This window comes from Rariglobus hedericola, from assembly GCF_007559335.1.
GTDB classification, from domain to species: domain Bacteria; phylum Verrucomicrobiota; class Verrucomicrobiia; order Opitutales; family Opitutaceae; genus Rariglobus; species Rariglobus hedericola.
On sequence record NZ_VMBG01000001.1, the window covers coordinates 2,121,982 to 2,144,020 of the forward strand.

A 22,039-nucleotide genomic window follows, 5' to 3' on the forward strand; every position below is an offset into this window, starting at 1 on the left:
CGCACCCGCGATGCAATTTTTAGCCCCAGCCGCCCTCGCCGGACTCGCCGCAGTTTCCCTGCCGGTGATCATCCATCTGCTCAACAAACTCCGCATCCGCGAAGTGCGTTGGGCCGCGATGCGTTTCCTTCTGGCTGCCGCGCAGAAAAACCAACGCCGCGTAAAAATGCAGGACCTCCTGCTGCTCATCCTGCGCTGCCTCGTGCTCGCCTTGATCGTGTTCGCATTCGCCCGCCCCACCTTCCAGGCCGTCGAAAAATCCAGCCTCGTCGCCGGCGATCCGCTCACCGTCATGGTCCTTCTCGACCAGTCAGCCAGCATGGGTGCCAGCGATGGTGTAGAGACACGTTTCGCCGCCGCGCGCACCGCGACTCTCAGTTTCCTCGAGGAACTTCCCTCCGGTTCCGCCGCCGGCCTGTTGCTCGTCAACGATAGCTACGCCAGTCCCGTCTCCCGTCCGTCCCGCGATCTCTCCCTGGTTCGTCGCAGTGTGGAACTCGCCAAGATCACCGACCGTGGAACTGATTTTCAACCCGCCCTCCGCGCTGCGATCGAGGCGTTGCGCAATCTGCCCGGCCGCCGCGAAATCCATCTCTTCACCGACAACCAGCTCTCCGGCTGGCGCACCCTCGAGCCCGTGCGCGAATTTCTGAAGACCGCCCCCGACATCAAGGTCTTCATCGTCACCCCCGGCGCCGGCTCCGCCAGCACCGGCAACCTCGCCATCACCAACCTCAAGCTCGACACCGCCATCCCCGTTGCCGGCCAGCCCATGCGCGTCCTCGCCGAGATCACCAACCACGGCGAAGCCCCCGTGGATGGCGTGCGCCTTACCCTCTCGGTGGACGATGATGCCCCGTCCGCCGACGCCGTGGTCGGCCAGCTCGCCGCCGGTGGCACCCGTTATGTGCCGTTGCTGGTTCGTCTGCCGGGCACCGGTTTCCACACGCTCACCGCCGCCTTGCCCTCCGACCGTCTCGCCTTCGACAACCGCCGCACGCTGGCCCTCGAGATCGCGCCGGCCCGTGACGTGCTCGTCGTCGAATCCCGCCGCGGCCCCGCCCCGTGGCAGGGCACCGGGCACTTCCTCGCGAGCGCACTCGCTCCCGTCGATGAAGAAGCAGCCTCGCGTCATTATCTCCATGTCACCCGCGTCACCGCTGCCGATGTCGATGCGTCCAAATTGTCCGGCTACTCCGTGATTTTTCTCGCCGGCGCCGATCCGCTGCTGCCCGCCGCCGTGACCGGGCTCGCCCAGTTCGTGCGCGATGGTGGCGGTCTCGTCGTCATGCCCGGCGATGCCACCCCCGCCGACTTGTTCCTCGATGCGCCCTGGCCGGACCTCCTGCCCGCCTCCATCAACCCGCCTTCCGCCCCGTCTCAAGGCACCATCGAAGCCGGACCTTATAACAATCCCCTGCTCACCCTCTGGAACGATCCCGCCTCGGGCAACCTCTCGGCCGTGCGTTTCAGCAAGGTCTTCTCGCTCGATCCCGTGAAGTCCGCCGAGGTCTCCACCGTGCTTCGTCTCGCCGACACGACCCCGGTGATAATGGAGCGCACCGTTGGCAAAGGCCGCGTGGTCCTGTTCGCCGCGCCCCCCGTCCCCACGTGGACCAATCTCCCGCTGCACCCCGCCTTCGTGCCGCTCGTCCACCGTCTCTACGCCGCCACCGCGCACACCTCTTCGCTCAAGCTCAACCTGGCCCCCGGCGATACGTTCCAGGCTCCCGTGCCCATCGAACAACTCAACCGCGATGTCTATGTGCGCGGTCCCGGTGAGAACGCCAAGATCGTCGCCGTCGGCCGCACCGAGCTCGTCGGCACGCAAGCCATGCTTCGTGTTCGCAACACGTCCGACGCCGGCCGCTATACCGTTTACGTCGGCCAGAATGAACGCCCCGATTTCTACTTCGCCGTTCAATCCCCGTCCGACGAATCCGACCTCAAGACCGCTCCGTCCGACATCCTCACGACTGACGTCATTCCCACGGCCACCGCCGCGGGCGCCTCTGCACCGGCAGCAGTCGCCGCGCCGTCGGGCCCGCTCCTCACCGCACGGCAGCTTTGGATGATCGCCCTCGCCGCCGCCGCTTTTCTTTCCTGCACCGAGCTCATGCTGGCCCTTCGCTCCAGCCGCTCCCGCTAACGCCCCATGGACTGGCTTCGCACACTCTTCTACCCCGGCTCCACCAGCAGCAGCGGCTCCACTTCGCTCACGTTTGAGGGCCTCGATCCCGGCTGGGCGCTCATCGGCTGGATCGTCTTCGCGCTCGTGCTGTGGTGGCTGCACGCCCGCCTGATCTCTAACACCCCGCGCGTCAAACGCGGGGTCATCGTCGGCCTGCGCCTGCTTTTTGCTGCAGCGTTGCTCTTCGCGGCCACGCGTCCCGTGCTCATCACCACGCTCGTCGAGAAGGTCCGCCAAAAACTCATCGTGATGGTCGACGCGTCCGCGAGCATGGACCTCGCCGATTTGCGCACCTCGCCCGAGGACCGCGCCCGCGCCTTGATCGCCTCCGGCAAGCTTTCGCCCGATGGCGGCCTGTCGCAAACCGTCCCCTCCGACGCCGCCCGCCCCACCCGGCGCGACGTCGTCAAATCCATCGCATCGAACGGAAAACTAAACCTCTGGTCGCAGCTCAATGATCGCGCCGAGCTCGTGTTCTACACCTTCGGCCATGACGCGACCGAGACGCCCCCGCCCGCTTCCGGCACCGATGGCGTTGCCGCCGCCAAGGCCTTCTTCGACGCACTTCCCGCCAACGACCAGACCACCGCCCTCGGCGAAAGCCTCCGCCAGATCCTCGACCGCCACCGCGGCGAGCCGCTCGCCGGCGTGTTTGTCATGACCGACGGCGCCAACAATCGCGGCCTCGCCCCGTCCGAAGCCGCCGTCTCCGCCCGCGCCGATGGCATCCCGCTCTTTCTTTACGGCGTCGGCGTCACCGAGCCCAAGGATGTCGCGCTGACCTCGGCCGACGCCCCGCGCATCGCGTTCCTTAAAGAGCGGGTCAACATCCGCGTCCGCCTCACCGCCAATGGTTTTGAAGGCCAGCCCGTCGTCGTCTCGTTGCGCGATCCCGCCGTCCCCAATTCCGCCCTGCTCGCCGAGAGCACCGTCACCCTCGCCGCCCGCGGCACCGTTGACACCGAGCTTTCCTTCATCCCCGAAAAAGCCGGCGAGATCGCCCTCGAAGTCGCCTCCAAGCCCCTCGACGGCGAGGCCAGTGCCGACAACAATGTCACCACGGTTCGGATACGTGTCATCGACAACCGCGTGCGCGTTTTCATGATCGACCAGGAGCCCCGCTGGGACTGGCGCTACCTGCTCGACTTCCTCCAGGATGACCGCCGCCTGACGCTCAAGTGCGTGCTCCTCGACGGCGACCCGAGCCTGCTCAAGCTGCCCAACACCCCGTTCATCGCCGAGCTGCCCAACGACCGCGCCGCGCTCTACGACAGTGACATCATTCTCCTCGGCGACGTCGATCCGGCCCGTCTCGGTCGCGAGCGCATGCAGCTCATCCGCGAGTGGGTGGACCAGGCCGGCGGCGGTCTCGTTTTCCTGGCCGGCCCCAACCACAACCCCCGCTCCTATCTCGGCACTCCGCTGGAGGCGCTGCTTCCCGTGGTCCCGCTCTCCGGCCCGGTTGACCAGCTCATCGCCCGCCATCCCGAACCGGTGCAACTCGCACTCACTTCATCCGGCGCGCGATCCCCGCTCCTTCGCCTCGCCGAACGCGAAAGCGACAACACCGCCGCCTGGCGCCAGTTCGCCGGTGTTCGCTGGACCGCCAAGGTCGCCCGCGCCCGTCCCGGCGCCGAGGTGTTGCTCGTCGATCCCTCGCCCTCCCGCGCCACGCCGAACGGCCCCGGTCCCGTGCTCGCCCGCCAGCGTTTCGGCCGCGGCGAAGTCATGTATTTCGGCTTCAATGAAACCTACCGCTGGCGCAGCAGCCTCGGCGGAAAATACTACTCGAAAATCTGGAGTCAGATTTTCCAGGCCCTCTCGTTGGAGCGTCTCTCCGGCGCCTCGAAACAGGTGCAGCTTCGCGTTGACCGCCCCGAATACCAACTCGGCGAACGCGTCGTGATTTCCGGCCGTCTTTACCAGCCTGACTTCAAGCCGTTGATCGCCGACGTCGTGCCTGCCCGCGCTTCGTTCACCACGGCGAATTCGCCTGATCCGATCCAACAGGAGGTCATGCTTCGCCCCGTGCCTGAAGAGGCCGGCGGCTACCGCGCGGAATTCACCCCCGCCGTCCCCGGACGCTACAAGTTCTACACGATGCTTGATCCGACCGCGCTCGTTGAACTCGACGTCGTCGAACCGCGTCTCGAACAGTCCGACGCCGCCATGAATCTCGCGTTGCTCGACGCCACCGCGACGGCCTCCGGCGGCCGTCTCCTCCGCGAAGAGAATCTCTTCGAACTGCCCAAGCTCCTCGAAGACAAGAGCGGCAGCGTCACCTCACTCAAGCGTCTCGAACTCGCCTACTCGCCCGTTCTCATGGCGCTGATCCTCCTCTTCGCCTGCGCTGAATGGCTCGTGCGCCGCCTCAACCGACTGAAGTAACATGAGCGCGCCCCTCTCCACGTCCGCCCTTCCCGCTCCGCTCCGTAATGCGCTCACCCGCGTCGCCGGCAAACACCTCGCCTTGCAGGTGCTCATCGGCCTCGCGTGGCTGGTCATCTCCGCCGCGCTCCTGCTGGTCGCCCAGACGTTGCTCGATCGCCTGATGGATTTCCCCCGCGCCGTTCGCGTCGCGTTTCTCGTGCTCGACGCGGGCGTTCTCGGCGCGGTGTTTTATCGCAAACTCATCCGCCCATGGCGCCGCCGCTGGCATGCCACGGATGCCGCCTTCGCCATCCAGCGCCAGTGGCCCGCCCTCGGCAGCCGCGTCATCTCCGCCGTCCAGCTGGCCAACTCCTCCGCCGATGGCCGCGGCGCGGGCTCACCGCTGCTCGTGCAGGCGCTCGTGCAGGAAACCGCCGCACAAGTTCCTGCTCTGCCCCTCGGCCTCGTCGTCCCCGCCAAGCCCGCGGTCCGTCGCGTATTCACCGCCATCATCCTTTCCGCAACCATCGCCGCGCTCGCCTGGTGGCAATGGCCGCTCGCCTCCGTGCTCCTTCGCCGCGTCGCCCTGGCCGACATCCCGCTGCCGACCAACACCGTGGTCGAAGCCGAAACCCGCGACCTCAATTCCGCCGCCGGCTCCAATGTCACGCTCTCCGCTTTCGCCCGCGGCGTGATCCCTCCCCAAGGCCGTCTCGAACTCGCCCTCGCCGGCGGGGAACGCCGCACGATCCTTGTCCGGCCGGACAACGAAAACCCCGCGCGCTTCGCCTTCGTTTTCGAAAACATCCAGAAATCCTTCACCTATCGTTTCTATCTCGGTGACGGCCGCGGTCCGGTTTTCAAAGTCACCGCGCTCCCCGCCCCGTTGCTCGAACAGGCCGAGTTCATCCAGGAGTTCCCCGCCTACACCCGCCGCCCTCCGCTCCGCCAGCCCGCCGGCGCACTCACGCTTTTCCCCGGCTCCAAAATCCGTGTCGTTGCCCAGGCCAACCAGCCCGTGAAGTCCATCGAGCTGCGCTTCGCCGGTGACGACGCCCCCGCCGCCATCCCGCTCTCCGTCGATGCCGACGCCCCCAAGGTCGCCCGCGGTGAATTCACCGTGCCCGCCGCCGGCTTCACCGGCCTGAGCCTGCCTCTCGTGAGCGCCGAGGGCATCGCCTCGACCGACAGCACGGTTTACCCCGTGCGCATGGAGACCGACCGCGTCCCCACCGTGCGTATCGACGAACCCACTACGTCGTCCGAAACCATCGTCTCCACCGCGCGCCTCGCCGTCCGTGCCCGCGTCCGCGACGACTTCGCCCTCGCCAAGGTCGAGCTCGTCACCGAGGTCGCCGGCGGCGCGCAATCGCGACGCCTCCTCACCGTCGGCGACAACGGCGTGGTCAGCCACACGTTCATCCCCGTGTCCGAAACACCCCCGCTCACCGAGGGCGCCCAGCTCACCTGGTGGATCGAGGCGACCGACAACAACAACGTCACCGGCCCCGGCATCGGCACCAGCGAACGCAAGCAGCTCGCCATCGTGAGCTTCACCCAAAAGCAGGAAGAAATGCTCAAGCGCCTTGAGGAAACCTCCCGCCGGATGGAAGATGTGGCCCGCCGCCAGAGCGAAGTGCGTGGAAACCTCGGCGATGCCCTTCGCCGCAACGACGAGAAAACACCCTGATCCCGCCCCATGAAAACGTCACACACCCGCCGCCTCACCCTCGCCGCCACCTGCGTTCTCCTCGCCACGATCAACGCCCGCGCCGCCGATGAATCCCTGCGCCCCATCGCCTTCCAAAACGGCGTCAACCAGCAGTCACTCGGCACCGAGACCGCCGAGCTCTCGCGCGACATCACCGACCTCATCGAGGAGCTCCAGCGCAACGGCTTCCCTCTCCAGAGTCTCAGCGGCCTCACCGAACTCGCCGCGCAATTAAACGCTCTCGGGGGCACCGAGATGACCGCCATCGCCGCCCGTCTCCGCAAGCTCGGTGAAAACGCCCAGGCCGATCCGCGCGCGACCGCCACCGAGGCCTACGTCGCCCAGCAGGCCATCGAAGCCCGCCTCAAATCCCTCGCACGCCAGATCTCCATCCAGCGTCTCCGCGAAGAAGCCGTCCGCCGCCTCGAAGCTCTCATCGCGCGCCAGACAGCCATTCAACGCGAGACCAAGGCCATCTACGCCGTCAACCCCGATGCCGAGCGCCGCCGCCTCTTGGAAAGCGACCAATCCGGCATGGGCGATGATCTCACCACCTTTTTCCAAACTGGCGAAAACCTCGTCGGCCGCCTCCGCGAAAAAGACGCTCCGGCCGGACAGGCCGCGCCCGCCACCCCCGACACGACTGGCTCCTTCACCCAGCGCGTCAACGGCACCTACCTCGCCAGCCTCTCCACCGAGGCCCTCGATCACATCAAGGGCCAGCGCTACGTCGACGCCTTCCGCCGTCAGGACTACCTGATCGCCGAACTCCGCAAGATCCTCGTCAGCACCCTCGAAAGCATCCCCAAGGAGCAACGCCTGGCCAACGCCCTCCAGCAGGTCTCCGCCCTCCGCCAACAGGAGGAAGCGAACAATCAAAACAAGAGCGCCACCCCCGAGTCCAAGCAAGAAGCCGCCGATCGCGCCAAAAACCTCGCCGATCAAGTCGCCTCCGTCAGCCCCGAAGCCTCCAAGGCGCTCAACGACGCCCAAAAGGCCCTTAACAACGAAAAACCGGACGCCAAGTCTGACGCCAAACCAGACAAACAGCAGGCGTCCGCGGATCAAAAACAGCCCAATAAATCCGATCCCGCCAACCAGCAAAACCAGCAGCAACAGGCGAATAACCAGCAACAAAACGGCCAACAGCAGCCCGGTCAGAAACAGCCCGACTCACAACAAGGCCAGCAAACACCGGATAAAAACGGTCAGCAACAAGCCCAGAATGCCCAGCAACAGCCGGGCCAACAGCAACCGGGTCAGCCCGATAAACAGGACGGCCAACCGCAGGACAAAAATGGTCAGCAACAGGCTGAACAGGGTCAGCAAAAAGGGCAGCAATCCGAGGCCGGCAAAGCCCTCGCCACGGCCGAGGACGCTCTGCGCAAGGCGCTCGATAGTGCTCAAAAAGAAGCCCAGGCGCAAAATGGCCAAGGCCAGCAAAATCAGGACGGTCAAAAACCAGACGGCCAGCAGCAAGCCGGCCAGCAAGGTCAGCAGCAGAACGGTCAACAGCAGGCCCAAAACGGCCAGCAGCCGGGGCAGCAACCAGGCCAACAACAAGGCCAGCAACCAGGCCAGCAATCAGGTCAGCAGCAGGGCCAGCAACAAGCGGGACAAGGTGCCCAGCAACAACAAGGTCAACAAAACGGCCAAGGCCAGCAAACCGCCCAGACCGGCCAGAACGGCCAATCCCCCAATCCCAATCAACAGCAGGGCCAGCAATCGGGCACCGGCGAGGGCGGGGACGCCCAAGACCAGATTGCCGGACACGGCCCCGAAGGCACCGGCCCCGCCCAGACCGTCGGCGCCCTCCGTCGCGAAGAACGCGAAGCCTTCACCGCCCTCCAGGGCGAACGCTACCCCGCCGAGTATTCAGCCTGGGTGCAGCAATACTGGCGTAACCTCGCCCAAGAACAATGAGCACCGTTACTGTATCCACTATTCGGACACGCCTTCCACGCCAGGGCCACACGACCCTCGCCGCGTTCGCCCTGTGCCTTGCCGCCGTGCCGTTTTTCACCCCGGCCGCCTTCGCGCAAAGCGAGGCGGCTTTCGGTAGCAGCGAACGCAAGGGCGCCACGCTCATCGGCATCTTTTACGACCTGAAACAGACCCAGCAGCGCGAGCCCATTCCCGAGTTTGCCCGCCGCTACACGCCCTCGCTGGATGAATTTCTCGTCTCCGGTTTCGACGAAGCCCTGCTCAACCGCTACTTCCGCGCCGCCCTCCCGCTCTACACCACCCAGCTCGCGGTCCCCATGATGAGCGCCAGCGGCGCCCCCAAGGCCTTCGGCGTCGAAAACGTCGTGAAACCCAGCTACTGGGTCATCCACTACAAAGGCCAGATTGCCCCGCCCACCGACGGCACCTACCGCTTCGTCGGCAATTTCGACGACCTCCTCGTCGTCGCCATCAACCGCAAGGTCGTCCTCGATGGCAGCCGCCCCGACACCAAGTTCGCCCGCCTCGGCTGGAAGGAACCCGCTGACAAAGGCCCCCGCGTCGCCGCCAACGAACTCTCCAAATATGGAGACTGGGTCGTCCTGAAAGCCGGCCAGCCCGTGGACATCGACATACTCATCGGCGAACGCCCCGGCGGCCAGTTCCACGGCCTCCTCCTCTACGAAAAGAAAGGCGAAACCTACCCGCCCGCCCCCAACGGCCGCGCCGCCCTCCCGCTCTTCCAGCTCGCCGAAAAACCCACGCCCAACAACCAGATCCTCACCGACCGACCGCCGTGGAAATGCTTTAATTAACTTCCCGGCCCGCTTCTTCCCCGGCCTCCCAGCCCCGACACACCGTCGGGGCTTTTTTCATGCCCGTTTTCGCTAAATGCCTGCATCTAACCCGCAATCCAATTTGTGCAACTTAATGCAATTTAACTTGCGGCGAACAGGGTCCCGCTCCATTGATTGCCTCGTTCCCCGACACCCCATCGTTCGATTTACCGTTCCCCATGAACTCCAAACGTCCGTCCGTTTCGTCCTTCAGCGTCGCCCTCGCCACGCTCGCACTCGCCACGATTAGCACGCCCATCTCCCTCTCCGCTGCCACTGTAATTTGGGGCGGCTCCTCGGGTGAATACACCACAGGCGCCAATTGGACCGGCGGATCCGTTCCCAACACCGCCGGCGGCGATACCGCAGTCATCAACGGTGGTGCCGTCACCTATACGGCGGGAGGTGACCTCGCCATCAACAATGGCGGCACCCTCCAGATCAACGGCGGCAGTTGGACCCAAGCAGGCGGCATTTCCTGGATTCAGCTAGGGGGCGGCACGCTCCACGTCACCGGCGGCGCTTTCAATCAAGGCACGGCCGGCAACCTGAATCGCAACGCCACATCAGCGATTATCGTAAGCGGCGGCACCGCCAGCCTGAATGGCAATTATACTTATGAAACCGCCGCGACCGGCACCCTCTCCATTTCTGGCTCCGGCACCGTCAACATTGGCGGAGAGTTCAGCCCAATCAATACCTTCACTCTCTCCGGCGGCACACTCAACATAGGCACGTTGATCTCATTCTCCAACGGGCCGGGCACCATTAACCTTTCGGGTGGCACCATCAGCGTAAACGGCGCTTCCGGGAGCTCAGGTTTTTACGCCGCAAACGCATCCCAAGGCATCAACTTCAGCACCGGCTCTTCGGGCACCGTTGTCATCAGAAACTCAAGCGTCGCCGCCACGTCAGGCCTCTTCACCAACGGAAGCATTCAATACAACGGGACCAACAGTGCATCCCAGTTCAATGTCGCCCAGGTTGGTGGGGATGTATTCATCACCAATATCTCGGCCATCCCCGAGCCCTCCGCCTACGCCGCATTGGTAGCACTGACCACGCTCTGCTTCGCAGTCACCCGCCGCCGCAAGCACGCCTGAGCAATTCCGCAGGACACTCAACTCCATCCGCCCGGTGTCGTTTAATCGACACCGGGTTTTTTGTGCCCTCATCACAAACCACTCTCAACATGCGGCATCCGCGCCTTTCATTAATTATGCACTTTTATGCAATTTTTATTGCATGTGCGAGGATTCGGTTTCTCTTTCATTGCATACTGGTCATCGTGACCTGCACCCCTGCTTAGGTTCACCCCGCCCCCGTTTCAGAGTCATTCCATGCCCCCGCGCCGGATACATACCCGCTCCCGTGATCGTGGCTTCGCCCTGATTATCACAATCACGCTGCTCGCGTTTCTCGTGCTGCTCCTGGTGTCGCTCGCGTCCCTCACGCGCGTTGAGACCCAGGTTGCCTCCAACAGCCAGCAGCTCTCGCAAGCCCGCCAGAACGCTCTCTTCGCGCTCAACATAGCCTTGGGCCAGCTTCAAAAAGCCGCCGGCCCCGACCAACGCGTGACAGCCGCCGCCGAGATTTTGAGCAACACAGACCCGACCAAAAAAAAGTGGACCGGCGTCTGGGATACGCGGTCGGCCAATTTGTCGAATCCTCCCGTCTGGTTGGTCTCACAGGCTACCCAAGCTGCCGCCGATGCCCCGAACAACGCGGTTCCGGCTCCGACCTTGGCGGCCGGTGTCATGAGCAGCTCCACCGCCGTGCAGCTGGTGAGCTCGGGCAGCGCCAATACGAACTCCTCCGTGCCGGCCGAAGCGGGCAACGCGGTGGTCGTCCCCGTTCAGGATATTACCTCCAGCGCGGCTCCCGGTGTCACCGGTTCCCCCACCGTCGGACGCTTTGGTTACTGGGTTGGGGACGAGGGTATCAAGGCGAGGGTCAATCTCACCGATCCCTATCTTGGGAAAAACGACGATATTTCCCGCATCAACCGGGTCGGGTCGGCCCAGCGCAACGCGTGGGAACTATTCAGCGGCCCGACGTCGCCAACGCCCGCGACCACCGATCCCGCTACGGTCCTGACCTCCGCAATGATGGATAGGGCCACTCGCATGCTGAGTGCGCAGCAACTCAAACTGCTGGGCGATACCGACGCGGTAGCCACAGACACGCTGACCAAGATCTCCACCGCCCGGTTTCACGACTACTCGCTCTGGTCCGCCGGCGTGCAGGCCGATGTCAGAAACGGCGGACTCAAGTGGGATCTGTCCACCGCCTTCGATCTAAGTGAAGCTCTTTTCAAGACATCGGAATTCGGGGATAATGCCTGGCCACTGGTCGACAACAGTCAAAGCACGCAAAAAGCGCCGTCCGGCAACGTCTCTCCCATTCTGGCTTGGAAAACGACCTCGGGCGTGTCGCCCCACAACGTCTCCTTTGTCTTTTCACCGCTGGTTGAATTCAACAATGCAGGCACTCAGGATCGGGAATATCTCCGCGGTCCCACTTGGCATCTACTGCGCAGTCATTACCGGCTCTATCAAACGCAGACCTCGCCGACCAATCCCACCGCCGTCAACGCCCGGGCGGCGTATCCCAGTGGCAAAGCCGTCGGCTACAAGCTCAACGACCAGGATGCGATGCCGTCGATCTACGCGGTGTCGACGGGCTACGGAGCCATCGCAAAGGATCCCAATCTCAACGCCTTGCTTACGGGTGGGTCCACCTACGTGCCTCGCCCGACGCAAGTGGGCTTGGACCCGTATATCAACCGGGTGATGATTCGCTATGGCGTCAGGACCGTCCAGCGCCAGGTCGTCAACACCGGCCCCACAGACCCGGCCTATCCCGCGTCGGCAACTGTGTATGCGGTTCAGCTCGTGATGCAGCCCATCGTCGTGCTCCACAATCCCTACGACAAAGATCTGGTGCTTGGTAACTACAGTGGGAAGACCTACTCGTTCGCCTCCGGCCTATCGAGCCAAGTCGCCGGAGTCATCCAGACCGGCGCGACCGGCACCACTGCGGGCATACCCTTTGCCATTAAGACGATCATCAATGGCTACGACCGGACCACTGCGGACGGCGTCGTGAACACAAACTCGTCAGGAAGTAACATACAGAATTTCGCCCAATCGAGCCGCGGCTCGAATTGGCCGACCTACAACCTGTTTATCCCACCCATGACCCTCAAAGCCGGGGAACTAAAAATACTCTATCCTCAAACCGGCGGAAATTCACTGCTGGTCAAGCCGGAGGGGGCAAATCAGGCGGCTAGGAACGCGGTCGATGCGACCCGCGTCCTGATGGGCGCGACTCCGAATACGCAGGATGGCTTTGTAATCCCATTCCTAACCAATCAGCCGAACAACAATCCCGTAAACCCCAATCTCTGCTCTCCACTGCGCACCGAAATCATCAGCGCGACCGACCTCACGAAAGCTGTCCGAGGGATCGACAACACCGCTCCTCCCGTCAACCCCAACAACTACGCCGCCGAAGTTTGGTGCAATAATCTAGGGGACGATATCAAAGTCGTCTTTAACTCCGCTGGCGGTGACATGGAGATCAAATACGGACTGGAGGCCAGCAGCGGCGATGATGCCTATAGCTTCGAGTGCCCGCTAAATTATCAGATCAGCATCTATGGCCCGCCCTTCCGCAGCAATAACACGGACCCGAGTGGCATCGACCAAAAGACCGCGGCCTACTACGATTACTACGTCAACGGCATCCGCGCCGACAATGCCCAGCGCCCCAGCTATTCCATCACGGCCGGCTCTTGCTTCAGCGCCGCTCAGTTCTTTTTCGCGTTGGATTATTACGCCAAGCCGGCGGACCATCCCTCTTCTAAAGCTAGCCGTTCTTTCATCACCAGCAATCCCGTGGCCTTTGAGCAATATGGCCGCTCGATGGGAGACCAGACCGCCAGCGGTGTGACCAACGGGACCAGCGGATTCCCAAAGACCCCTCCTGCCTACCAGGTCGAATTTCGTAACACCTACGGTCCGAATTTCACCGACGACGTCGCCTTGTCCAACAACAGTCCAATGTGGGGCCCGACCAATGGAACCAATCCGGCCCGCGGCAGCTTGGCGGGAACAGGTGCGACCGGCCAAAGCTGGCTCGACGGCAGCTCGTCCGGATTGAGCGAACTCCCGCTGATCCATGTGCCCACCCGCCCGATGTCGTCCCTGGCGGAATTCCAGCACGCCAATATCACCACTTACGGCTACCAGCCGTATTTCTCGACGGGTAATTCATACGCGACGCCCTATGTCCCGGCCAATTCCACCGTGAATCCGGTCGGCTACTACAACGGAAAGTCCAATCCCTACTTCCTGTATGACATGAGCTATTTGATGAACGACGCCATCTGGGACAAATACTTCTTCTCGTCCATCTCGCAGGAAATGAGCGGAGGCACCAGCGGTGCTTGGAACAACACCGATACCACCCTGACCACCGCGATCACTCGCTGGCTCGACGGAACGCGGGCAACCCCCATGGCCAACAGTCGTATGATTCCCTATGACGGCGCTACCACCGCGGCCTCCAAACTGTCCAACCTGCAAACGGCCTACCGCCAGGCCGCCGCCTCGCTACTCACGCGGGGCAGCTTTAATATCAACTCACAATCCATCGATGCCTGGGCCGCTGTTCTGGGTGCGGCCCGCGATGCGAACATGGTCGCCAAGGGAGGCGCCACCACCAGCCTCATCAACGCGGCGGCGGTGCCCAGGATGACGCCGGCCAACAGCACCTCGCAGCGCGACAACAATCCTCTTTCACAGAATAGCTGGACCGGATTTGCCACGCTCACGGATGCGCAAATCCGCCAGCTGGCCACCAACGTGGTGGCCGAAATCAAACGGCGGCAAGCGGGCACCACCTACACACACTTTGGCAAGATCGCGGGATCCTCGACTCCAAGCAGTTCATACACGGGTCCGTTCCGTTCCTTGAGCGACTTCATCAATCGCAACCTTCTGAACGACCTGGGTAGCGGGACCACCTCCACCGGCGCGAAGGGCGCGCTTCAGGCCGCCTTGGACGAGGCCGGCAACGCCAATTCCCCCAACTATAAATTTTACACGGGGTCCTCCTACACTGCCGGCAACAAGGGCGATGCTTCCGTCGCCCAAGGCACTTCCGGTTGGGCGTTCAAATGGGCCACCAGCACCAACTCGAACAACGATTACCTGGCCGGCCAGGGTCCCACCGCGTCGACCGCATCAGGCTTCATCCTGCAAGCCGACGTGCTGCAGCAGATCGGACCGTTCATCTCCGCCCGTTCGGATACGTTCACCATCCGGAGTTATGGGGAAAGTGTGAATCCGGTCACCGGCGCCTCAATGGGCAAGGCCTGGTGCGAGGCGGTGGTCCAACGTTTACCGGAATATATCGACCAATCGGATCCCGCGCTGACGGCGACCAGTTACACCAAGCTAGGCGTGGCACTGAAGGATGCCACGCCGGTGTATAACCCTGCGACCGTGGGCGACCCGAGCTTGACGCCCGTGTCCATCCTATCGACGGCCAACCAAAACTTTGGCCGTCGGTTCAAAATGGTGAGTTTCCGTTGGCTTTCGCCCCAAGACATATGAACCGTTCCCCATATCGCATCCTGAGTCTCATCCTCGCCACTTTAACCCTGTGGTCAGGCCCGGTGTTTTCGGCTGAAAAGGAGCCGGCGCCGGTAATCACGGTCAGATTCAAGGCGCTCAGCGTGTCTGGCGCGCTTCCGGAGGGGCTCGACATCGTCATCAGCCCCAAGCAGCGCCTGCATTTGAATGTCCCGTCGACCTATATCGAGTCGGCCGTCAAATATACCGGCCCCGCGGATATTTCTTTCATAAAACCGGAGGGCAAACCGAGGGAAAATAAGCCGGCCGCAGGAACCCCAAACGCCTTGACCGAGCCCCAGGTTCTGGCGACGACCAGCATTGCTCCACCGGGCGGAGACTACCTGCTGCTCTTCGCGGGAACTCCCGACACAAAGCTGAAGGTCATGGCCATCCCGTTTTCGGCCGCAGATGCTCCCTTGGGCAGCTGTCTTGTCTGGAATCTGACCTCGCGCGCGCTGGGCGTCTCGCTGGGCGGGCAAAGGGAACTGATAAACCCCCAGTCCCGGCAATTGTTCAAACCGACCATGTTGTCTCAAGACTACGTCGATTTGAGGGTCGTCGACGAATACCAAGCCAAGCCTAGGCTTTTGGCGGGCGGGCCACATTTCCTACCGGCCCACACACGACAACTGTTCTTCATTGTCGAACGAACCCCCGGAGAAGCGCCGGTTCTGGTCAAGGTGGTCTCGGAACTGCCCGAGTCCCTCGCCAAATTGGAATCCGCGCCCCGCCGCTAACCGCAGTCGGTTTTGGGGCGCGCACGCCGCTTGGGCGATGTCCTGTTTAAATCAATTCGCGACATAATCATCGAGGAGAAGTCCCTGCTCGAACAAGGTTCGGGCTCTTGATGCGGTCACGGTTTCTTCGCTCTGTTGTCCATAGCTCCTAATCGTCGCGCACGACGGCGCTGACGATTCCTACCTGCCTCTGGGCGTGTTCAAAGAACACAACGGCAAACCTCTGCTCATCGCCGCGGCTGACATTTCAACCGCGCCAACGCCCGGCAGATTTTCCTCTTGTCCTCATCCGATAATCCCAGCGCGCGAGTAAAAATGCAGGCGATCACCAATCTGATCCCGCAGCCTCAATCCGCGCGCCCCGCCACGTCGACGATCGTCGCCTCCGCTGAGCAGTTTAACCTGAGAAAGTGCCCCGAGGCGTAAAAGGGCCGGGCGCCAGAGCCCCGCCCGCATCAGTTGACCGGCTACGCTCCCGCATCTTGATCCTGAAAATAAAAAACCCGGGATGCCGGCGGACTTGCCGCCAACATCCCGGGCCCCATTTTTCGTCGTTCCCTGACGAAAGTTTTATCGCTCCACCTCAGGCGGCGGAAATCCGGCGGCGGCGCGTGAACCAGGCGCCGGCCAAAGCCAGCCCGCCTGCCAGTGCCGCGTAGGTCGAAGGCTCCGGCACGGCCGACAAACCGCTGACCAGCAGATCGCCGGTGCTCACGTTGAGCGTCAGCGTCTGCATTCCGTCGGTGAAGGTGTAGACACCGCCGCTCAGCGAAAAAGCGCCGGCATAAACACCAGTCGCCGTGACCGAAGTAAAGACCGGCAGTGCGTTGAAAGCCGCACCGCCGAACAGGTCGAAACTCGCTGCATCACCGAGGAAAGAACTGAAATTAATGACCAAGGCTCCGGTGCCGGTAAACGTGCCGGCGGCGATATTGACCGCATCGTAAGCCGTGCCGCGCGTGCCGGCGGACAGGACTTGCAACGTCGTGGTGCCATTCATCACGAGACCATTGTTGAAGGTCAGCACTCCGGTGCCGCCTTCCGTGCCGCCGGGCGTGAGAAACGCGCCGCTGTTCACCGTCGTCCCACCACCGATAATGCCCGAGCCGCCGAGTGTGTTGCCCGTGCTGACGGTGACCGCACCGGTCGCGGCGGTCTGGTTGCCGTTGATCAGCAGGATGCCGCTGGTCGCGTTGCTAAAGGTCGTCGTGCCGGTGTAAGTATTGTTGCCGGAGAGGATCAGCGTGCCCGCGCCGCTCTTCACAAAGCCGTTCAATGAAGAGGTGCCGCCGCCCACGCTGATCACGCCGGAGAGCAACGCACTGTCCCCGCCGACGCCTTTTTCAACGTGGATGTAACGGTTGAAATTGGCGGAGACGTTGTCACCCAAAGTAAAGTTGTTGGTCAGCTCGACTTGGTTGTCCGCAGTCGATGAGCCAAACACCATGGGCGTTATACCGGTGCCCATGAAACTGCCCGCGCCCCATGTCAGCGCGCCGGCGGCGACACCGGTGTTGTTCGTCAGCGTGAGCGTGAGCTTGCCGCCCTTCGCCGCGAAACCGCCGTTGGCCGCCCAGTCGAGCCGGCTCGCACCCGCGCCGAGCTGGCGCGTGATCGTGCCCTGGCCTTGAAGGATGGCGAAGTTGGTGCCGCCGCCCGCCAGATTGATACGGGCCGAGGAGGCCAGCACACCGGAGTTGGAAAGCACGCCGCCGTTGATCTGGGTCGTGCCGGTGTAGGTGTTGGTGCCGTTCAGCGTCCACGTGCTGTTGGTCAAACCGTTCTTGGTCACGGTCGTCACGCCACCGTTGTCGAGGATCGGTCCGAGCGTGCCGCCAAACGCGTCCGCAGTCGTGCCGAGCACAAAGGCTTTCGCGCCCGCGCCGGTGAACGTCGAGGTGCCCGTGAAGTTGAGGTTGCCCGTGCCGGTGTTGGTGAAGGTGACACCACCGGTGGTGCCGGTGAAATTGAGCACGCGGTCGGTGGTCTCGCCCGTGCCGGTGTAGTTGAACGTCACGGCATTGGAGCCGGAGCCGATGTTAATCGTGCCATCGCCGATGGTGACCGGTGCGCCCAGGCTGCTGGAGGCGGAACCGCCGGACACCTTGTTGACTGAAGAAACGGAGAGCGTGCCGTTTTGCAGCGTGGTCTTGCCGCTGTAAGTGTTGGCGCCCGACATGATCACTGTGCCGCCGCCGGTGCTGCCAACGATGAGGTTGTTGGCACCGGTGAGCACGTTGTTCTGCATCGTCAGAATGCCGCCGCCACCGCCGAGGCGGTAGTTGCCGCCGTTGCCGGCCGTGAGGCTGTTGCCCGTGTAGGTGCCCGAGCCACCGACAAAGGAACCGAGGAACCAGTAGCTGGACGAAGTGAAGAGGGAGTCGATGCCCGTGACGGAACCGATGCCGCCCGTGCCGGTGTAGTTAAGTCCGAATACACCACCGGTGGAGCCGCTGTTGTCGGTCAAAGTCGGAAACGAAACAGGCGTGAAGGCCACGCCGATACCGCCACCGGCCGCCGTGATGCTGATGGCCTGGTTGGAGCCGATGTTGGTGCCCGCGCCCAGCAGGAGGTTGCCGCCCGCAATGGTCACGTTGTTGCCAACCACATTCTGGCCCAGCGTGCCGGTCGCTCCGACCGAGAGGGTGCCGGCGTTGATCGTGGTGCCGCCGCTGTAGGTGTTCGCCCCGCCCAGAACCCAGCGACCACCCTCGGATTTCACGAGACTGATTTTGCTCGCTCCGTCGGGATCGCCAATGATGCCCGAGATCGTGTTCGCACCGGTGTTCGTGCCTTGAAGAGTTAGCGTCTTGTTGCCGGTGGCGGCAGTGATGTTCGACGTGAGCGTGAGCGTGTTGGCCGCCGTGGCGCTGAGGCTGCTGATCGTCGCGCCGCCGGTGCTGCCGGCCAGGTTGATCACGCGATCACTGGTGGAAGCGGCCGAACCGTTGTAATACAGGCTGCCGGAATTGGTGCCGGAACCGATGTCGATCGTGCCGTTACCCACCGTGGTGACGGCGCCAAGACTGCTGGAACCGCCGCCCACGTTTTTCAGAGAGGTGATCTGCAGGATGCCGCGGGAGATCGTCGTCTTGCCGGTGTAGGTATTGGCGGTGCCGCTGATGTTGTGAACACCTGTGCCGGTGGACACGCCATTGGTGTTGTTAACCGTGATCGCGAGATCGCCGCCGCCGGAACCGTTCGAAATGATGCCCGAGTAATCGTTGGTGTAGGGGGTCAGATAGCCCAGCGTCCACATGCGTGTGGAGCCGGAGCCGGCGTTGCCCGCGACCGCCGCCGCGACCGAATACTTGTGGGCGTTATAGACGTTCCATGTCTGGTCGTCTCCGAGCGTAATCGTGCCGATGGTGGCGGCGAGGGTCGGATCGCCATTGCTGCCGTTGATGGTCAGGCCGCCTGCGCCAATCGTCAGACCGGGGGAACCGGTGCCCGCGAGCGTCAGCGTGCCGCCGGTATTGCCGCTGCCGACGGACGCCCCGTTGATGACAATCCCAGCCACGGACTGCGCCGCCCCAAGCGTGACCGTATAACCCGTGTTCCAATTATTCGCCGTGCCCGAACCGTCATTGGCCGAAAATACCACCGTATCCGAACTCGTGATCGTCGCGGCGGTGGTCGCACTCGTTCCATCGATGAGCGTGCCCCAGAACGCCGAGGCGCTGCCACCTCCCCAGTTGCCGGCCAGCGTCGTCGCACCGCTGCCCGTCGTCGCTGCATTACCATCCCAATAGTAAGTCGTCTGGGAAAAAACCGGGGAGGTCAGCAATCCGACAGCCGGGCAGACTGAAAGCAAAAGCGCACTCAGGCGCGAAAGATAACGAATGGGGGTATTCATGGGAAAACTACAAGAGATGCGTAACGATGGGGATTCGAAGCGGCACAACCGGCAGGGGACGTCGGCTGAACAGGAACGGTCTTAGCCGCGACTTGAGGGAAATCACCGATTTCGCGATTGAACACGTTCAATATTAATGCAACTTTATGAACATGCCCCAGCCTCCCTCCTTGCGTTCGCTTGCCACGCTCACCGGTTTCAGCCTGGGCACCGTATCCATGGCGTTGCGCGACGACCCGCGTATCGCCCCCAAGACCCGGGAGCTGATTCTACGGACTGCGACCGCCCAGGGATATAAGCCCGATCCCCTTCTCGCCGGCCGCATGAACCACATCCGCCGCCGCTCCGCCACCCGCGCCCCGGTCAAGCTTGCCCATGTCGTCGCCTGGAACCACCTCGGCTCCTATTACGAATTCGGCCCGTTCCGCGACTTCAAGGCGGGGGCCGCCGCCCGTGCCGCCGAGTTCGGCTATGAGTTTGAGGACTTCCTGCTCGACGATGTGTTTATGCATCCGCAACGCCTCGCCGGCATTCTGCGCACGCGCTCCGTGCCCGGCGTGCTCATCGCCCCCGTGCAGCGGCCCGAGATCATCCACGCACGCCTCGCCGCCGGCGATCCCTGGCTCAAACTCGATTTCACAGCCTACGCCACCATTGGCTATACCCTCAACCTTCCGCGCATTTCCCGCACCGTCCATGATCACGCCGCAGCTGTGGAAATGGCCTGCTTAAAGCTCTCCTCCCGCGGTTATCGGCGCATCGGCTTGGTGCTGAGTGAAATCATGCATACACGCGTGCATCGCCGTTGGCTTGCCGGCTGGGTTTGCTCGCAAGCCGATCTCTCCAAGGCCCCTCGTCCCTTGATCGCCGGCAATCTTACCGATCCGGCTGTTTTTGATCGCTGGCTAAAACGCGAAAAGCCCGACGTCATCATCACCTGCGATTGGGATACCGTCAGCGCACATCTCCAACGACTGCGCCTCGGCACGCCCGACGATATCGGTCTCGTTGATTTGCAATGGCTCTCACCCGACTCGGCCCGCGCCGCCGTCGATCAATCCAATCACGAGGTCGGTGCTGCCGCCGTGGATATCATCCTCGCCCAGATCAACCGCCATGAACGCGGCGAACCCGCCATACCTAAAACCGTCCTGGTGCCGGGTCGCTGGATCGAAGGCCCGTCCATCCGGCCCGCCACTTGATTTTCGCTCGCACTTGCGCCCGATCACGCCGCCGGCATCGTGCGCTCCATGACCTTGCCCCGACTCCTTGCCTCTTTTCTGCTCGTCCCAGCCGCCTTAACCACCGCAGCCGAACAGCCCGCCCGCGACGCCCGTAAAATCTACGCCGAATTCTGCGCCAGCTGCCACGGTGCCAACATGGAAGGCGGCTCCGCTCCCAGCCTCGTCTCCGGACAATGGCGCTACGGCGGCGATGACGCGGCCCTATCCACCAGCATCCGCAACGGCCGCCCCCAAAACGGCATGCCCGGCTTCGGCGCTACCGTATCCGAAAAAGAAATACGCGGTCTCGTCGTTTTCATCAACGAGCAGGCCGGCCAGGCCTCGTCGCGCCGCACACCCGCCCCCAGCCCCTCGGCCGATACCGTCGCCACCGGAAAACTTCATTCCTTCCGCGTAGAGACGGTCGTCAGCGGTCTCCGCGAACCTTACGCCATCGCCTTCCAACCCGACGGACTCGTCCTCATCACCGAAAAACGCGGCACTCTCCGCGTGGTTGAAAAGGGCGTCCTCCGCCCCGAGCCCGTCTCGGGTCTCCCCGCCGTGGACAGTGGCGGCCAGGGGGGATTGTTCGACGTCGTCCTTCACCCTGATTTCGCCCGTAACGGCTGGATCTACCTCGCGTTCTCCGACCAGCTAAAGACCGAGCCCAACCGCGGCGCCGTCATGACCACCCTCATTCGCGGACGCCTCAAGGGCAACACCTGGACCGATCAGCAGATCATCTTCCGCGCCCCCGAGGAAACCTTCCGCCACGGCGGCAACCACTTCGGCGGCCGCCTCGCCTTCGATAAAAACAACTTCCTCTTTTTCTCCATCGGCGAACGCGGCAATCAGGTCGACGCGCAGAACCTCACGCTGCCCAACGGCAAAATCCACCGCCTCCACGACGATGGCCGCGTCCCCGTCGACAATCCTTTCCTCAAGACCCCCGGCGCCATTCCCTCCATCTGGAGCTACGGCCATCGCAACCCGCAAGGGCTCCGGTTTCATCCGGTCACCGGCGAACTCTGGGAACACGAACACGGCCCGCGCGGTGGCGATGAACTCAACATCATCCAACGCGGCCTCAACTATGGCTGGCCCCTCGCGACCTTCGGCATGAACTACAACGGCACGCCCATCACCGACGTCACCGCGCGCCCCGACATCCAGCCCCCCATTACTTATTGGCTTCCGTCCATCGCTCCGTGCGGGCTCGCCATATACACCGGTGACCGCTTCCCGAAGTGGAAGAACCAGCTCTTCGTCTCTTCGCTCGCCGCGCAAGAACTTCGCCGCCTCGAGGTGAAAGACGGCAAGGTCATCGACCAGGAAATCATCTTCAAAGGCCTCGGTCGCCTGCGTGATGTAGCCAACGGTCCCGATGGCCTGCTCTACGTTCTATTGCAGGATCGGGTCGCACGTCTCGCGCCCGCGGCCGAATAATCAGCCAGCCGCGCAGGCGGATCGTCTCGCAAGGCCTGCACCGTTTGCGACCCGGCCGTGTTTTCGCGTTGGCCCGGCCACAC

The 22,039-nt window shown here is 63.1% G+C and carries 12 protein-coding genes; 11 read left to right on the forward strand and 1 reads right to left on the reverse strand.

Annotated elements, in window-relative coordinates:
- Nucleotides 1-10: 10 nt before the first annotated feature.
- The 9 genes from FPL22_RS09305 (at nt 11) to FPL22_RS17705 (ending at nt 15,857) form a co-directional block, all read left to right on the forward strand.
- A complete protein-coding gene (locus tag FPL22_RS09305) occupies nt 11-2,149 on the forward strand; it encodes a BatA domain-containing protein (RefSeq protein WP_144230005.1) in 2,139 nt (712 codons plus the stop codon).
- A 6-nt stretch (nt 2,150-2,155) separates the two neighbouring features.
- Nucleotides 2,156-4,579, forward strand: coding sequence for a VWA domain-containing protein (locus tag FPL22_RS09310; protein ID WP_144230006.1), 2,424 nt, complete (start codon nt 2,156-2,158; stop codon nt 4,577-4,579).
- A 1-nt stretch (nt 4,580) separates the two neighbouring features.
- On the forward strand, nt 4,581-6,251 hold the full coding sequence (locus FPL22_RS09315; RefSeq protein ID WP_144230007.1) for a DUF4175 domain-containing protein: 1,671 nt from the start codon (nt 4,581-4,583) through the stop codon (nt 6,249-6,251).
- Between the two features lie 9 nt (nt 6,252-6,260).
- Entirely contained in the window at nt 6,261-8,195 is a 1,935-nt protein-coding gene (locus FPL22_RS09320) for a hypothetical protein (RefSeq protein WP_144230008.1), read from the forward strand.
- The gene (locus FPL22_RS09325) at nt 8,192-9,031 is read left to right on the forward strand and encodes a PA14 domain-containing protein (RefSeq protein ID WP_144230009.1); all 840 of its coding nucleotides are present in this window, start codon (nt 8,192-8,194) and stop codon (nt 9,029-9,031) included. The genes FPL22_RS09320 and FPL22_RS09325 overlap by 4 nt, the downstream gene beginning before the upstream one ends.
- Nucleotides 9,032-9,231: 200 nt before the next feature.
- Nucleotides 9,232-10,155, forward strand: coding sequence for a hypothetical protein (locus tag FPL22_RS09330; protein WP_144230010.1), 924 nt, complete (start codon nt 9,232-9,234; stop codon nt 10,153-10,155).
- Between the two features lie 237 nt (nt 10,156-10,392).
- Nucleotides 10,393-14,673: a hypothetical protein gene (locus FPL22_RS09335; RefSeq protein WP_144230011.1), complete on the forward strand. Its 4,281-nt coding sequence runs from the start codon at nt 10,393-10,395 to the stop codon at nt 14,671-14,673.
- Complete coding sequence (locus tag FPL22_RS09340) at nt 14,670-15,431, forward strand: hypothetical protein (RefSeq protein WP_144230012.1); 762 nt, start codon at nt 14,670-14,672, stop codon at nt 15,429-15,431. The genes FPL22_RS09335 and FPL22_RS09340 overlap by 4 nt, the downstream gene beginning before the upstream one ends.
- A 279-nt stretch (nt 15,432-15,710) precedes the next feature.
- Nucleotides 15,711-15,857, forward strand: coding sequence for a hypothetical protein (locus FPL22_RS17705; RefSeq protein ID WP_162525244.1), 147 nt, complete (start codon nt 15,711-15,713; stop codon nt 15,855-15,857).
- A 157-nt stretch (nt 15,858-16,014) separates the two neighbouring features.
- Here the strand turns inward: FPL22_RS17705 and FPL22_RS09345 are convergent, their stop codons facing one another.
- Nucleotides 16,015-19,287 carry a beta strand repeat-containing protein gene (locus FPL22_RS09345; protein WP_144230013.1) on the reverse strand — a complete coding sequence of 1,091 codons (3,273 nt, stop codon included), beginning with the start codon at nt 19,285-19,287 and terminating at the stop codon, nt 16,015-16,017.
- Nucleotides 19,288-19,439: 152 nt separating this feature from the next.
- Here FPL22_RS09345 and FPL22_RS09350 point away from each other — a divergent pair, with 152 nt between their 5' ends.
- Nucleotides 19,440-20,489, forward strand: coding sequence for a substrate-binding domain-containing protein (locus FPL22_RS09350; RefSeq protein ID WP_162525245.1), 1,050 nt, complete (start codon nt 19,440-19,442; stop codon nt 20,487-20,489).
- Between the two features lie 48 nt (nt 20,490-20,537).
- Nucleotides 20,538-21,956, forward strand: coding sequence for a PQQ-dependent sugar dehydrogenase (locus FPL22_RS09355; RefSeq protein WP_238991357.1), 1,419 nt, complete (start codon nt 20,538-20,540; stop codon nt 21,954-21,956).
- Nucleotides 21,957-22,039 lie beyond the last annotated feature (83 nt).